Origin of the sequence: Hymenobacter sp. BRD67, from assembly GCF_013256425.1 — a bacterium.
Lineage (GTDB): Bacteria > Bacteroidota > Bacteroidia > Cytophagales > Hymenobacteraceae > Hymenobacter.
In genome coordinates, this window is the sequence record NZ_CP053904.1 from 3,442,375 (window position 1) to 3,457,175 (window position 14,801).

General features: G+C 57.7%; 14 protein-coding genes and 2 pseudogenes. 11 read left to right on the forward strand and 5 right to left on the reverse strand.

Going from position 1 to position 14,801, the window contains the following annotated elements; genetic code table 11:
- Positions 1-26 precede the first annotated feature (26 nt).
- The 4 genes and pseudogenes from GKZ67_RS16005 to glmM form a co-directional block, all read right to left on the reverse strand.
- Positions 27-1,250, reverse strand: coding sequence for a PepSY-associated TM helix domain-containing protein (locus GKZ67_RS16005; protein ID WP_173244224.1), 1,224 nt, complete (start codon positions 1,248-1,250; stop codon positions 27-29).
- A 98-nt stretch (positions 1,251-1,348) separates the two neighbouring features.
- On the reverse strand, positions 1,349-2,311 hold the full coding sequence (locus tag GKZ67_RS16010) for a ComEA family DNA-binding protein (RefSeq protein ID WP_173244226.1): 963 nt from the start codon (positions 2,309-2,311) through the stop codon (positions 1,349-1,351).
- A 103-nt stretch (positions 2,312-2,414) separates the two neighbouring features.
- Positions 2,415-3,556 (reverse strand): annotated as a pseudogene (locus tag GKZ67_RS16015) (cysteine desulfurase family protein).
- A 99-nt stretch (positions 3,557-3,655) separates the two neighbouring features.
- A complete protein-coding gene (gene glmM, locus GKZ67_RS16020) occupies positions 3,656-5,047 on the reverse strand; it encodes a phosphoglucosamine mutase (RefSeq protein WP_173244229.1) in 1,392 nt (463 codons plus the stop codon).
- Positions 5,048-5,228: 181 nt separating this feature from the next.
- On the opposite strand from glmM, the pseudogene mazG reads away from it, so the two are divergent.
- From mazG to GKZ67_RS16070, 11 genes and pseudogenes are all read left to right on the forward strand, one after another.
- Positions 5,229-6,055, forward strand: a pseudogene (mazG, locus tag GKZ67_RS16025) (nucleoside triphosphate pyrophosphohydrolase).
- A 374-nt stretch (positions 6,056-6,429) separates the two neighbouring features.
- Positions 6,430-7,317: a MotA/TolQ/ExbB proton channel family protein gene (locus tag GKZ67_RS16030; RefSeq protein WP_173244231.1), complete on the forward strand. Its 888-nt coding sequence runs from the start codon at positions 6,430-6,432 to the stop codon at positions 7,315-7,317.
- A gap of 190 nt (positions 7,318-7,507) precedes the next feature.
- Positions 7,508-8,140, forward strand: a complete 633-nt coding sequence (locus GKZ67_RS16035) for an ExbD/TolR family protein (protein ID WP_173244234.1) — start codon at positions 7,508-7,510, stop codon at positions 8,138-8,140.
- 12 nt (positions 8,141-8,152) lie between these two features.
- Positions 8,153-8,710 carry an ExbD/TolR family protein gene (locus tag GKZ67_RS16040; protein WP_173244237.1) on the forward strand — a complete coding sequence of 186 codons (558 nt, stop codon included), beginning with the start codon at positions 8,153-8,155 and terminating at the stop codon, positions 8,708-8,710.
- Positions 8,707-9,021, forward strand: a complete 315-nt coding sequence (locus GKZ67_RS23785; protein WP_254244878.1) for a hypothetical protein — start codon at positions 8,707-8,709, stop codon at positions 9,019-9,021. Before GKZ67_RS16040 ends, GKZ67_RS23785 begins: the two co-directional genes overlap by 4 nt.
- 5 nt (positions 9,022-9,026) lie before the next feature.
- Entirely contained in the window at positions 9,027-9,530 is a 504-nt protein-coding gene (locus tag GKZ67_RS23790) for an energy transducer TonB (RefSeq protein ID WP_229725292.1), read from the forward strand.
- A gap of 183 nt (positions 9,531-9,713) precedes the next feature.
- Positions 9,714-10,538, forward strand: a complete 825-nt coding sequence (locus GKZ67_RS16050; RefSeq protein ID WP_173244240.1) for an energy transducer TonB — start codon at positions 9,714-9,716, stop codon at positions 10,536-10,538.
- Between the two features lie 142 nt (positions 10,539-10,680).
- The gene (locus GKZ67_RS16055) at positions 10,681-10,947 is read left to right on the forward strand and encodes a hypothetical protein (RefSeq protein WP_173244242.1); all 267 of its coding nucleotides are present in this window, start codon (positions 10,681-10,683) and stop codon (positions 10,945-10,947) included.
- The gene (locus GKZ67_RS16060; RefSeq protein WP_173244245.1) at positions 10,934-11,953 is read left to right on the forward strand and encodes a PstS family phosphate ABC transporter substrate-binding protein; all 1,020 of its coding nucleotides are present in this window, start codon (positions 10,934-10,936) and stop codon (positions 11,951-11,953) included. The genes GKZ67_RS16055 and GKZ67_RS16060 overlap by 14 nt, the downstream gene beginning before the upstream one ends.
- A 71-nt stretch (positions 11,954-12,024) precedes the next feature.
- The gene (locus GKZ67_RS16065) at positions 12,025-12,558 is read left to right on the forward strand and encodes a hypothetical protein (protein ID WP_173244248.1); all 534 of its coding nucleotides are present in this window, start codon (positions 12,025-12,027) and stop codon (positions 12,556-12,558) included.
- A complete protein-coding gene (locus GKZ67_RS16070; protein ID WP_173244251.1) occupies positions 12,555-13,661 on the forward strand; it encodes a tetratricopeptide repeat protein in 1,107 nt (368 codons plus the stop codon). The genes GKZ67_RS16065 and GKZ67_RS16070 overlap by 4 nt, the downstream gene beginning before the upstream one ends.
- A 55-nt stretch (positions 13,662-13,716) precedes the next feature.
- Here GKZ67_RS16070 and GKZ67_RS16075 read toward each other — a convergent pair whose 3' ends face one another.
- On the reverse strand, positions 13,717-14,790 hold the full coding sequence (locus GKZ67_RS16075) for an RluA family pseudouridine synthase (protein WP_173244254.1): 1,074 nt from the start codon (positions 14,788-14,790) through the stop codon (positions 13,717-13,719).
- Positions 14,791-14,801 lie beyond the last annotated feature (11 nt).

Genomic DNA, 14,801 nt, shown 5'->3' on the forward strand with positions numbered 1-14,801 from the left:
GCCGGCAAGAAGTAGGCCCAGCCCGACTATACTGCTACTGGTGTGCGGGTCTTTTTCGGCTGCTTGCGGCGCGTGCGGTTCAGCCACAGCAGCACGCCCGTTACCGGAAACGTAAGGCTGCACAAGACAACGACCAGGGCGAGGCCTTTGGTCCAGGCGCCCCCGATTGCGCCGGTGTGCAGGGGCTTGGCCAGCCGCCGCAGCTGGGCACCGGCCGACTGCCGGCTGTAGAGATGCTGCCCCAGCGCTGCCCCAGTGCTGCGGTCTGCAAACAAGGTATCCAGGCCCGCCGCCCGCCAGGTCAAGGTGCTCGGTGCGCTTATGGAGATAGCGGCTGCCGAATCTTTGGGAGCACCCACGCGCCAGAACTCGGCGGTGCGATACACTTGCTGGCCCGTGCGCAGCGCCGCATCATAAGCCAGCATGCGCGGGCTGCCCGGAAAGGCCGACCGGGGGGCGGCAATACCAACCGTGGGCCGGGTGCCCGTGAGGCGGAATAAGCTTTCCGCTGCCCAGCGATACGACATAATAACCCCGGTCAGCGCCAGGCCAAACAAAAACGGCGCGCAGTAAAAGCCCAACACTACGTGCAGGTCGTGCGTGATGCGCTTGCCGCTGCCGCTCCACCTGATGCGCAGGCGGCCCGTGAGCAAAGCCCAGGTTTTGGGCCACCACAGCACCACGCCCGTAGCCGTAATAACCAGGATAAATAGTGCCGAGAGGCCCGTTAAGGCCTTCCCTACCTCGCCCGCCAGCAGGCGGCGGTGCACGTCTTCCGCTACTTTAAATATGCCGCGGTCCTGCCTGTCGAGCAGGCCCACTACCTGGCCGCTGTACGGATTTAGAAAGGCCGTATTACCCCGCTCGGGGCGACCCCTGGGCTTGTCGGCTCCAGCGCTGCGTGGGGCAGCGCTTTTGTTGCGGAAGCCACGGCCTTCAGCCGGCTGTGTATCATCAGGCCGGGCGGGCGCCTCCCGATAAGTAAGCTCGACAGTACGCGCCGGGTCGGCATACACCGTGAACCCCAATAGCTTACTTTTCGGCTTGAGCTGCCGAAGGTGGTCGGCCAGCACGGCCAGCGACTGGCGCGGCTGGGCAGCCGGCACCGCCACTGTATAGCGACCAGCATAAAGGGCATGAGTTATCTCGTCCTCAAAAACCAGAACTGTCCCCGTAAGACACTGCACCAAAAAAACCAGCCCCGCCGAAAAAGCCAGGTACAAGTGCACCCGCCGAAAAAATATTTTCATGATAGTAAAAACGAATTCGGTCGCAATTTAGAATGATTTTAAATAAAAATCATCATTAAGCTCACTATTCGCCTGGGATAGCTACTATCAGCTGCCTTTCAGTCGCAGCGCACATAGGGCCGCAGCCTTACAAAGCTTTCTTCCTTGAGAATCTTGATTTGCCTTAGGTCATCGGGAGTACTGAAAGCGCCCTGCTGCTTGCGATAGGCCACAATGAGCCGAGCCAGCGGCTTGCCTACGTAGGGGTGCGGCCACAGCTCATCAAACGTGCCCGAGTTGATGTGCACCGGCCGGGGCACAAAGCCAGCGGCCACGAAGGTGTACTTACGAAGACTATCCACCAGGTCGGGCGCGTCGCGTAGCACGAACACCTCATCTAGCTGGCTTGCCGTCAGGTAGCCGCCCAGCTCATCGCGGCGCTTTACTATCCACCGGGCGCGGCCGGAGCCTATGCCTTTTATCTGCATCAGCTGAGTAGTATCGGCCAGGTTGAGGTCGAAGGGCTGGAGATGCGCCGGCTTGCGCGCAAACCGGCTCGGCAAACCGGCCTTATCACTAAACGCCGACGAGCGGGCGGCGTGGCCGGCAGGAGCCGGCAGTTCGGCCGGTAGCTGGATAAACGGCTGCAGCCGCTGATACACCGAATCGGGCAGCCCGTAGATGCGCTGTAGCTGGGTTTTAGCGCGAAAGCCGCCGGCTTTTTGCCCGTACGTAACAATGCGGCCAGCCACGAAATGCGGTACGCCCCGCGCCTCCCAGCCTTCCGCCGTGAGCGCGTTGGGGTCGAAAGGAGCCAGCGCCACCTGCGGAACGGCCGGGTAGCGCGCACTCCGCGCCGGATAGCGGGCCGCATACGTGCGCGCACTGGCTGCCCGGCCCGAATCGAGCCGGGTCGCCAGGTCGCGCCCCCACTCATCGAGCTGGCGCTGGTCGGCGGCCGGCAGATAAACAGGGTCTGTAGGGCGCAGCAGTACGGGCAGCACCGCCACCGCCAGCGCCACCAGTAGCAGCAGCACAAAGCCGCGGGTTTCAGCCCGCGAAAAGCCGAAATAGCGCCGCATCCAGCGCCAGAAAACGAACTGCCTGATTAGAAATGAAGAGCTGATGATGAGAAATCAGCACAATTATACTTCCTCATCATCAAATATTCATCTAAAGGCAGTCTTACACCAGTGCAGGCTGGTACAGCTTTACCAGCTGGGCGGCTGCGTAGTCAATCTCCTCCTCGGTATTGAGCTTACTCATCGACAGGCGAACAGTTGCTCTGTTGGAATCCCCGCCTAGGGCTTCGAGCACGTGCGACCCGAGCTGGGCGCCACTCGTGCATGCAGAGCCGCCCGAGGCAGCTATCTTGTTAATGTCGAGGCTGAAAAGCAGCATCTCGCTGATGCTGGACGGCGGCAGACTCACGCTGAGCACAGTGTAGAGGCTCTGGTCGGCCGCTACCGACAGGCCATTAAACTGCACATCGGCAATACCTGCCCGAAGGCGGCCGATGAGCCGGTCTTTCAGACCCTGAATGTAGTGCTGGTGCGCGGTCATATCGCGGCAGGCAATTTCCAGGGCTTTGGCCAGGCCCACAATGCCGTACACGTTTTCGGTACCCGAGCGCACGTTGCGCTCCTGCGCGCCGCCGTGGATAAGCGGCCCTACTTCCAGCCCGCCGCGCCGATACAGAAACCCTACCCCTTTCGGCCCATGAAACTTATGCGCCGAGCCCACCAGAAAGTGGTTTTTGAGCTGCTGCACATCGTGGTGGTAGTGGCCCATCGTCTGCACCGTATCGGTGTGGAAAACGGCGTCGTGCCGGGCACAAATATCGCCTATTTCCAATATACTGTTCAGGTTGCCCAGCTCATTGTTGCCGTGCATCAGGCTCACAAAAGAGCGCGGATGGGCCGCCAGCAGCTCCTCCAGATGGCCGAGGTCGAGCCGGCCCTGCGCATCGTGGCGCAGGTAGCTCAGCTCCGTTTCGCCGCTTTTGGCCAGGGCCTGCAACGGGTGCAGCACGGCATGGTGCTCAAGCGACGAGGTAATGGCGTGGCGCAGGCCCAACGTGCGCACACTGCCGAAAATGGCGTAGTTATCGGCCTCCGTGCCGCCCGAGGTGAATGTAATTTCACTGGGGCCGCATTAATCAGCTGCGCCACCGTTTTGCGCGCCACCTCAATTGCCGAGCGCACCTGTCGCCCCGGCCCGTGTAGGCTGCTGGGGTTGCCGTAATGCTGGCTCAGGTAGGGCAGCATGGCATCCAGCACTTCGGGGTCGAGCGGCGTCGTCGCGGCATTGTCGAGGTAAACGTGCATTTACTTAGTGGTTAATTTCTTAATGGGTAATTTGGTAATGAGTAAGGGGTACTAATTAACAGCTTAGCCGCTACTTATTACCCAATTACCTATTACTTACTACCCATTAATAATCTCCTTTATATCGGCAATAATCTTTTGGGCCAGATGGTCGGCCGTGGCGTTCGAGTCCGACTCGGCATAGATGCGAATAATGGGCTCGGTATTCGACTTCCGCAGGTGCACCCACTCTTTGTCGAACTCAATTTTCACCCCGTCAATGGTATTTACTGGCTGCTTGGCGTAGCGCTTCTCCATCTGCACCAGCACCTGGTCGGTATTGATTTCGGGCGTGAGCTCAATTTTATTTTTGGAGATAAAATAGCTCGGATAGGAGTTGCGCAGGCGGCTCATGGCCAGGCCCGACTTAGCCAGGTGCGTCAGAAACAGCGCAATGCCTACCAGGGCATCACGGCCGTAGTGCAGCTCGGGAAAAATAATGCCGCCGTTCCCCTCGCCCCCGATAATGGCGTTGGTTTCTTTCATCTTGGTCACCACGTTTACCTCGCCCACGGCGGCGGCCGTGTAGGTGCCGCCGTGCTTTTCGGTCACATCGCGCAGGGCACGGGTACTGCTGAGGTTGCTTACCGTATTGCCGCCGCCGTGGTAGCCCAGCACATAATCGGCAACCGCTACCAGCGTGTATTCTTCGCCAAACATCTCCCCGTTTTCGCTCACCAGGGCCAGGCGGTCTACGTCGGGGTCTACCACGATGCCCAGGTCGAAGCCTCCTTTCTCAAGCACTCTGGCAATATCGCGCAGGTGTTCGGGCAGGGGCTCGGGGTTGTGAGCGAAGTCGCCGGTGGGCTCGCAGTGTACTTTCTCAATGGTTGCAACGCCCAGGGCGGTTAGCAGCTGCGGCACGGCAAAGCCGCCGCTACTGTTTACCGCATCGACTACTACCCGGAATTTTTTGGCCCTGATAGCTGTCACGTCAACCAGGGGCGAGGCCAGAATAGCGGCAATGTGCTCACTCAGAAAAGTATCGTCGGTGGCGTAGCTGCCCAGCTTGGTAACGGGCGCAAAATCGAAGCTTTCGCTTTCGGCCAGCTCAAGGACGCGCTCACCAGCCGCCGCCGACAAAAACTCACCCTGCGCGTCGAGCAGCTTCAGGGCATTCCACTGCTTGGGATTGTGCGAGGCGGTGAGAATAATGCCTCCCGCGGCCTGCCGGGCCGGCACCGCCATCTCCACCGTGGGCGTGGTACTGAGGCCCAGGTCAAGCACATCGAAGCCCAGGCCTTGTAGCGTGGCGGCTACCAGGCGGCTCACCATCTCGCCCGAGAGGCGAGCGTCGCGGCCAATCACTATCAGCTTGCTGGTAGTGGCCTGAGCTGCCGCCCAGGTGCCGTAGGCAGCAGCATATTTTACCACATCGAGGGGGGTAAGGCCTTGTCCGGCCGGGCCACCAATGGTGCCGCGAATACCGGAAATAGATTTTATGAGCGTCACAGGTTATCTCTTTAGCTTTGCAAAAGTAGGCGCTTTGCCCGTTTGTAGGCCTGTTATCTATCCCTTGGGGTAGTTGACAGCAACCTTCCCCCATTTCTAGCAATCGCCTGTGTAGGTACGCTGCCACCTGTACCTACGGCCTGCTTTAGTCAAACAAAATTATTCGGCCTGCTACTTTTTTATGGAAAATATGCTGCTTACCGCTGCCCGCCGGCCCGCTCAGCTTGAGGCATTCGGCCGCCTGCTCGATGTACTCGACCGCTTGCGGCTGGAATGCCCCTGGGACAAAAAACAGACGCTCGAGAGCCTGCGCCACCTCACCATTGAGGAAACCTACGAGCTGAGTGATGCCATTCTGCGACACGACCTGCCCGACCTCAAAAAAGAGTTGGGCGATGTGCTGCTGCACTTGCTTTTTTATGCCCGTATCGCGGCCGAGCAGGGCGCTTTTGACATTGCAGACGCCCTGAACGCGCAATGCGAAAAATTGATATATCGCCATCCTCATATTTATAGCGACGCACGAGCCGACGATGAGGAGGCCGTAAAGCGCAACTGGGAGCAGCTGAAGCTAAAGGAAAAAGGCAACACCGGCGGCGTGCTCGGGGCGTGCCGGCCTCCCTGCCCGCACTGGTGAAGGCCATGCGCATTCAGGAAAAAGCCCGGGGCGCCGGCTTTGATTTTGAAGAGCCAACCCAGGTGTGGCAGAAAGTGCAGGAAGAGCTGGCCGAGTTTGGAGCCGAATATGGCAACGGCCAGCCGCTCGCCGACGCGGGCCGGGCCGAGCGGGCCGCCAAGGAGTTTGGCGACCTACTGTTTTCGCTCGTCAACTTTGCCCGCTTTGCGGGTATTAACCCCGAAGAAGCGCTGGAACGCACGAATCGGAAATTTATCAGCCGCTTTCAGTACCTGGAAGCATCTGCGGCCCAGGACGGACAAAATTTGTCGGAAATGACGCTGGCCCAGATGGATGTTTACTGGAACGCCGCCAAAGCGGCCGGTAACTAAGCAAGCGCAAGCAGCCAGGCGGCTAAACGGCTGAGCCAGGGGAGGCTGCGGCTGCTGGCAGCCGGCGTCGGTGTTAACGCCCACCTGGGCAATTAACCTTCGTGCAGCTTCCTACGTTGGGGCCTCACCCAAAATTCAGTGACTGGTTAAGTAGCTCATCAGGCTGGTTCAGCGAGTACTTTCGGCCTTTTACCGAATAGTATTCGGCACAAAAAAAAATTTAGCAGGCCGGATTTTTCCTTCCTTCGGCGTAGATTCGGCCCCGAAACCCCTGTTTGCGCCAGTGTCTTGGGTCCTGTGCCCTGGTTAACTCGCACCTATAGCCTTCTTTTTTACCCTTCAACCAACCCCCACCTCCTACACTTACTGGACACATGGAACAGAAAAATGCTGTAAACCCGGGCGCTCGGCCCGCTGCGCCAGCCGCCCCCAAAGCTGCTGCCGCACCCGCCAAAAGCAGCGGTGGCGCCTCGCTGTTTTCGGTCATCGTTATCGTTCTCGCCTTCGTCGCCAGCGTCATTATCTTTATGTTCGTACTGGGCGACCCGAGCCACTACTTGGGCAACAACCCGGAGAACAACCCGAAGCCGGGTGACTACCTCGGCATTGTGCACAAGGGCGGGGTTATCGTACCGCTCCTGATGACGATGCTACTCTGCGTTATTACCTTCTCTATCGAGCGTGCTCTTACTATCTCGAAAGCTAAAGGCAGCCAGAGCATCGAAGCGTTTGTGCGCTCGGTACGCCAGAAGCTGAACGTGAACGATATTAACGGTGCTATCGCTCTCTGCGACCAGCAGAAAGGCTCGGTTGCCAACGTAGTACGCGCCGGCCTGAAAAAATACCAGGAAATGGGCCGCGAAACCACGATGAACACCGACCAGCGTGTGCTCGCTATCCAGAAAGAAATCGAAGAAAGCACTGCCCTGGAGCTGCCAATGCTCGAAAAGAACCTGGTTATCATCTCGACCCTGGCTTCTATCGCTACGCTGGTAGGTCTGCTCGGCACGGTATTCGGTATGATTAAGGCCTTCTCGGCACTGGCTCAGGCTGGTAACCCCGACGCAACGGCCCTGGCAACCGGTATCTCGGAAGCCCTTATCAACACGGCACTCGGTATCGGTACGTCGGCTCTGGCCATCGTAGCCTACAACTTCTTTACCAGCAAGATTGACGAGCTGACTTACAGCATTGATGAGGCTGGCTTCAGCATCATTCAGACCTTCGCGGCCCAGCACGGCAACGCAGGTCAGGAGTCGTAATCCTGCTGGCACGAAAAGAGGGGCGGAGGCGTTTTGCCGTCCCCGCCCCAACTTTTTTTTCGGGCCCGTGTGCATTTTGCATGCGAGTGGCATCGGTACCTGTGAGCGGCTCCCGCCTGGCGGCCTGCTGACAGTACTACCTCTTCCTGCTGTACATGGCCCCGCCCAGTCATTTTAACCTCTCCCGGCAATGCCTAAAGTAAAACCCCACCGCACCTCGCCGTCGCTCGATATGACGCCGATGGTTGACCTGGCGTTTCTGCTGGTAACATTCTTTATGTTGACCACGCAGTTTCGCCCCGATGAAGCTGTGGTAGTAGACCCGCCGTCTTCGACGTCGGACCTGCACGCTCCCGACAGCGACATTCTGACCCTGACCGTTGATAAAAACAAGCGTGTTTTCTTCGGCTACGACAAAGCACCCGTGAAAGAAGCTGCCCTCAAGGCTGTTGGTGCCAAGTACGGCGTTACGTTCACGCCTACCCAGGTTAAGCAATTTTCTCTGATGCCGAACTTCGGTGTGCCGATTACGCAGCTTGCCAGCTACCTCGACAAGGATACCGAACAGCGCAAGGCCCTGAACCCGACCCTGCCCGGCATCCCCTACGACTCGCTCAACAACCAGATGATTGACTGGGTAATTGAGGCCCGTAAAGCCAACGCTGCCCTGTTCAAAAAGCCTACCTTTTTGGTTATTAAGGGCGATGGCAACGCTGATGTGAAAACCGTGCAAACGGTAATCAAAGACCTGCAGGAAAAGGATATCAACCGCTTCAACCTGCTCACTAGCCTGGAAATGAAGCCTTCATACATCGGACAATAATTCTGAGAAATCATGGCAGAAATCCAACAACAGAGTAAAGACTCTGGCAAAGGCGGTAAAAAGCGGGCCAAGAAAATGTCGACCAAAATCGACATGACGCCCATGGTTGACTTGGCCTTCCTGTTGCTGACGTTCTTTATGCTCACCACCACCTTCGCCAAGCCCAACGTGATGCAGCTCACGATGCCGGTGAAGGATAAGAACCTCAAGGACGACGAACAAACCAAAATCAAGGCGTCGCAGGCTGTGACTATCATTCTGGCCCCCGACAACAAGGTTTTCTACTTCTTCGGCCTGAACGAGCCCACCGACCCTTCGGTACCCAAGCCCGAGATTAAGGTAACCGACTTCTCGGCCAATGGCATCCGCAAGGTGCTGCTGGAGCGTCAGCACCAACAGCCCGAACCCATTATTCTGATTGAGCCCTACGTGCACGAAGGCAAAGAGGCTAAATATAAGAATATGGTTGATATTCTGGATGAGATGAACATCACCAATCAGAAGAAGTACGCGCTGATTGACATCCCGAAAAAAGACATTGACCTCATTAAAACTCAGAAATTGCTATGATGGACAATGCGCAGCTGGCCAGTGCCAGCTTGAACGACATCGTATTTGAGGGGCGCAACAAGGAGTACGGCGCTTTTCAACTGCGTCGCATGTATGGGCGGCACGTAACCCGGGCGCTTATCATCGGCACGGCTTTGCTGGCGCTGCTGGTATTCATTCCGGCCTTGGCTAAAATGCTCGAAGAGCGTAAGCCCAAGGAAGTGCTGAACCTGAAAGAAAACGTGCTGATGGATGCGCCGCCCTTGGATGAAACCAAGCCGCCGCCTCCCCCGCCGCCCCCGAGGCTCCGCCGCCCCCCCCGCCCAAGCTGACGACCGTGAAGTTCACGCCGCCGGTAATTAAAAAGGACGAGGAAGTAAAAAAGGAGGAAGTACCCGACCAGGAAGAGCTGAAGGATAAAACGGTAGCGACCGTAACCGTAAAAGGTAACACGGATGCCCCCGACCTGAGCGACCTGAGCGGCGAAGGCAATAAAGTTGTCGAAGAAGTTGTAGAAAACAAAGTCTACACCTACGTCGAGCAAATGCCGGCCCTCCCCGGTGGCGGTGGCATGGGTGCCATCGTGGCAGCCATCCAGAAAAACTTCCGCTACCCGGCCGTTGACCTGCGCAACCAGGTAGAAGGCCGTGTATTTGCCAGCTTCACCGTAGATGAGAATGGTGACGTATCGGACGTAAAAATCGTGAAAGGCCTGACTGGCACGGTTGACGCCGAAACTATCCGCTCTATCAAGGCGCTGCCGAAGTTCATCCCCGGTAAGCAGAATGGCCGGGCAGTGAAAGTATCGTTTACGGTACCAGTAACGCTGAAAATTCAATAAGCTACCTTTTGCTTGTCCTAAAGGCCCTGACTGCTTCGCAGCCAGGGCCTTTTTGCTTTTATAGTATTGCTATGTTGCCTGAAAAATAATTTTGGCAGGGTGTGGAAAAAGTATAAGCCCGGCATCAGCTTGGTAGCCGGATGCCTCCGGTGAATATCCCTTCACTTTTTCCACTACTCTGCTATGTCTCTGCTTCCTGCATTTTTGACTGACAGCCTCGACGAGGTAGTATTTGAGGGCCGCAACCAGGCGTATGGCGCTTACCAGCTGCGGCAAGACTATCAGCAGCACCTGACCTCGGCGGGCGGCCTGACGGTGCTGCTGCTGGCTGGCCTGGTGCTGGGCTGGAATATCTGGCAGGCGCTGGCTCCGGCCCCGATGGTAATGGTGCCGCATATAGTAGCTCTTGACCCCATCATTCCGCCCATGCAGGCAACAGTGGAGAAGGCCAAGCCAGCCGTGGTAGCGCCAGCGCGCCCTCATACCGTTGCGGCGCATCCGGCCCTTACGCAGCCGACGCAAGTGACCAAAGATGAGCTGGTTCCTCCCCGCCCTGTTACTACCCCGGTCGAAGCGGTAGCTGATGGCCTCACCGGGCCAGTGGTACCAGGGATAGCGGCCGACGATGCCGGTGTGGCCGGTACCGCTGGCCCGGCAAGCGGCACAACTGCCGTTGCTACTCCTGCGCCCACCGAGCCATTTCGCTACGTCGAAAAAATGCCGGAGTTTGCCGGTGGGCAGGAAGCCTTACTGCGCTACCTGCGCAGCCACCTGCGCTACCCAGGGGCTGCCCTGGCAGCTGGCATCAGCGGGCGGGTATTTATGAGCTTCGTGGTAGGAGCCGATGGCCAGATTTCGGACGTTACAATTTTGAAAGGCTTAGGCTATGGCCTCGATGAAGAAGCCCTGCGGGTAATCCGCCAGATGCCTGCCTGGACGCCCGGCTACCAGAGCAAGCATGCTGTGCCGGTGCGCTTTACCTTGCCTATCACGTTTCAGTATCAGTAGGTGCGGCTGGTCGCCAATATCCATAGTTAGGAGAAGCGGTGTTTTATGCCCTTTTTTGCATCCGGAATAAGCAACCCGCGCCGGGCACCGAACAAATCGGAGCCGGGCGCGGGTTATGGTATTCTACCACTTTCGCTTTGTCATGCCCCTTCCTACCACCGAAGAGCGCCTGGGCTCGCCCCAGCGGATAGTTCGCTACTTCACCCTCATCATGTCGCTGGTGTACACCGCGCTGGGTATCTGGCTTTGGCTGACCGCCCACCGGCCTTCTGCAGCCGGGGCTTTGCTACCCCTGGGTCCTAAAACCCGTATGGTACTTGGCTCCGTATTCATTCTTTATGGCCTCATTCGCTTCGTGCGCACCATTCGTACGCAGTTTCGCAAGCCCACGCCCGATGATTTTAGCTAAACTAACATTGCGGCCCGGCCGCGCCATACTGGCAGCCCTGCTGCTCACGACCTGCGTGCTGCCCGCCTGCCACCCCGACCGCTCGGCCGGTACCAGCGAGGACGCTACCGATACCCCTACCAGCGGCCATGTAGGCATCAGCGTCGACGAAACCTTTGCTCCTGTAATGGAATCGCAGGTCGATACATTTCAAAAACTCTATGTTGATGCGCACCTAAAAGTAACGTATCAACCCGAGGACAGCGTTTTTCTCGACCTACTGAATGACAAGGTAAAGGCCATTGTGGTGTCGCGCGAGCTCAATGCGGACGAGAAAAAGGAGCTGGACAAACAAAATATGCTGCCCCGCGCTACCAAAGTGGGCATTGATGGCCTGGCCATTATTCTGCACCCTTCCAACCCCGACACGCTGCTCACACTAACCCAGCTGCGGGGCATCTTCAGCGGCCAGACGGCTCAGTGGAGCCAGGTGAGCGGGCAAAAGAAGCTGGGGGCCATCAACGTAGTGTTTGATGCCAACCGCAGCAGCACCAGCCGCTTCGTGCGCGACACGCTGCTGCGCGGGGGCGCCCTGAGCCCCAAGGCTGCGGCTACGCAATCGAACCGCAAGCTTATCGAGTACGTGGCCGCGCACCCGAGCGCGATTGGCATAGTGGGCGTCAACTGGATTTCGGACTTCGATGACCCCAACGTGCGCGGCTTTCTGCGGCGCATTCGGGTAGCCAGTATCACGGCCCGCCCGCATCCTACCAAGGATGATTACATCCAGCCCTACCAAGTGTACCTGGCTCCTAAACCGGCTGCGCTGCTGAAGGAACACCCAGAGCTGCAGAACTATCCGTTGCGCCGTGATATCTACGCTATCAGCCGGGAAGCGCGGGCCGGGCTCGGTTCGGGGTTTGTATCGTTTGTGGCCGGGCAAAAGGGCCAGCTCATCTTTCAGAAATCAGGCCTGATGCCCGCTAACATGCAAGCCCGCATCGTTACCACCAACAAACGCCAGTGAACTACCTTAGCTCACTAAGCGTAGTATAAGCGCCAATCTTTCACCCTAAGTTTACTTTCCCCTCCCTTCTTATGCCTTTCAAGCCCTGGAAACCGCTGCTGCTGACCGCCCTCACCGTAGGGGCCGGCGCTACGGCCGCCACCGCCCAAACTGTAGCCAGCGCTCAAAAAGCTATTGAGCTTGGCCGCTACAACGAGGCTCGTGCTGACCTGCGTGGCAACAGTAGCCCCGAAGCTAACTTTGAGCTGGGCCGCATTTACCAGATGCGCGACTTGCCCGATTCTGCCTCCTATTACTTCAACCGCGCCGCTGGCCCTACACCGTTTGGCATGGTAGCCGAAGGCCGGGCATTGCTGGCCAAAGGCAAAGCCGGCGAGGCCGACGCCAAGTTTGACGCCGCTGCTAAAGCCACCAAAAATAAAGACGCCCGGGTGCTGACCATGATTGCGCAGGCCTACGGCGAGTCTGACGTAAAAGACATTACCAAGCCGCTTACATACGTTAAAACAGCCGAAGCCCTCGGCAAGGGGAAAGACGACCCGGCTCTGATGGTAGCCCGCGGTGATATCTACCTCAAAACTGACCAAGGGGCGGCGAAGCTATGAGTAGCTACGACCGGGCCATCGCGGCCAATCCGAACTACACGGAAGCTTACCTGAAGAAAGGTATCCTGAGCGTACGCAGTCGCAACGGTACTACTGCCAAAGAAAGCCTTGACAAAGCTATTGCCGTGGACCCCAAGTATGCGCCCGCTTACAAGGAGCTGGCTGAAATGTATTACTCAGCAGGACAGTATGATAAGGCGGTTAGCACGTTCCAGCAGTACACGGATATGGCTGAGAAGTCGCCTAAAACCGATGCTGAATACGCTTCCTTCCTCTACCTGAGCAAGAAGTACCCGGAGTCGCTGGTAGAAGTGAATAAGGTACTCGCGGCTGAGCCAAATAACTTCACGATGAACCGCCTTAAGGCCTTCGACCTGTATGAGACGGGTGATTACAATGGTGCGCTGGCCGCAATGGACAACTTCCTGAAAATTGCGCCACCCGAAAAAATTCTTCCCGAAGACAATGCTTACCGGAGCAAAATTCTGGTAAAGACGGGCAAGGGGAGCGATGCAATCGATGTAATGCAAAAATCCATTGCCAGCATTACCGACCCTGCCAAGAAAAATGAGGCGCTGCACGAACTGGCCACGACTTATAACTCCCAGAAGCAGTATGCTAACGCTATCCGGACCTACAAGCAGATAATGGCTACGCCTTACGGCGACCTAAGCGACCAGTTCCGCCTGGGAGCTGCCTATAGTGGCAACAAGCAGTATGCGCAGGCTGATAGTGTGTATAACATCATCACCACGGCGAAGCCTACTTACGCCCCTGCTTATCAGGCCCGTGCGCAGGCCAACTTCAACCTCGACCCCGACTCGAAGAAGGGCTTGGCTAAGCCGTACTACGAGAAGTACATCGAGCTAACCAGCGCCGACCCGACCAAGTATAAGAACGGCCTGATAGAAGCCAACAACTACCTCGGCTACTACAACCTGCAAGCCGGCCGCAAGGCAGAAGCTACTCCGTACTACGAAAAGGTGCTGGCTCTGGACCCCACCAACTCGGATGCTATCGGTGCTATGAAAATTATCAAAGGAGTGCCCGCCCGCAATTCGACCGTGAAAAAGACCACCACGACCACTGTTAAAAAGAAGTAACAACCGCTCAATAAACAAAAAGCCCCGCTGTCACGCTGACGGCGGGGCTTTTTGTTTATTGAGCGGCGGCCCATGCTTCCCACTTGGCCAGCACTGCCGTGAAGTCTTCGGGTAGCTCAGCTTCAAAGAACAGGCGCTCGCCGGTGCTGGGATGCACCAAACCCAGCGAACGGGCGTGCAGCGCCTGCCGGGGCATGAGGGCAAAGCAGTTCTCTACAAATGCCTTGTAGGTGCCGGTAGACTGCCCCACCCGGATGCGGTCGCCCCCGTAAGTAGCGTCGCTGAATAGCGGGTGGCCGATATGCTGCATATGCGCCCGAATCTGGTGAGTGCGGCCGGTTTCGAGGCGGCACTCCAGCAGCGTAACCGGCCCGTAGCGCTGGAGTACCCGGTAATGGGTTACGGCATGCTTGCCCTGGCTACCGTCGGGGTACACGGCCTGCACTTTGCGGTCGCGCAGGCTGCGCCCAATGTGGCCGCGCACGGTGCCGGCGTCATCGTCGAACCGGCCCCAGGCCAGCGCCAGGTAGCTGCGCTCGATAGTGTGATGAAAAAACTGCTGCGACAAGTGCGTCATCGCCCACTCGGTTTTACCGATGACGAGCAGGCCGGATGTATCCTTGTCGATGCGATGCACCAGCCCCGGCCTGATTTCACCATTGCGGCCCGTAGGCAGGTTCTGGAGGTGGTACGCCAGCCCATTTACCAATGTTCCCTCCCAATTGCCGTATGCGGGGTGTACGACCATCCCAGCCGGCTTATTTACAATGAGCAGGTCGGCATCCTCATAGCGAATATCAAGTGCCATCTCCTGTGGCACCACTTTGCCCGTGCGCGGTGGCTCGGGCAGGGTAATAGTAATGATATCAGCCGGGCGCACCCGGTAGTTGGGCTTGGTTACCTTGCCATTTACCTGTACGGCCTCGGCCCGAATAGCATCCTGAATCTTGGTGCGCGAGGCATTAGCCAGGCGGTTGAGCAGGAACTTATCGAGGCGCAGCAGCTCCTGCCCCCGGTCGGCCACGATGCGGTGGTGCTCATACAGCTCATCGCCCTCCCCTGCTTCATCAGGCTCCAGGTCGGGGCCATTACCCACTGGGTCAAGCGGAAGCTCAGCAAAATATTCCATATATTATATAT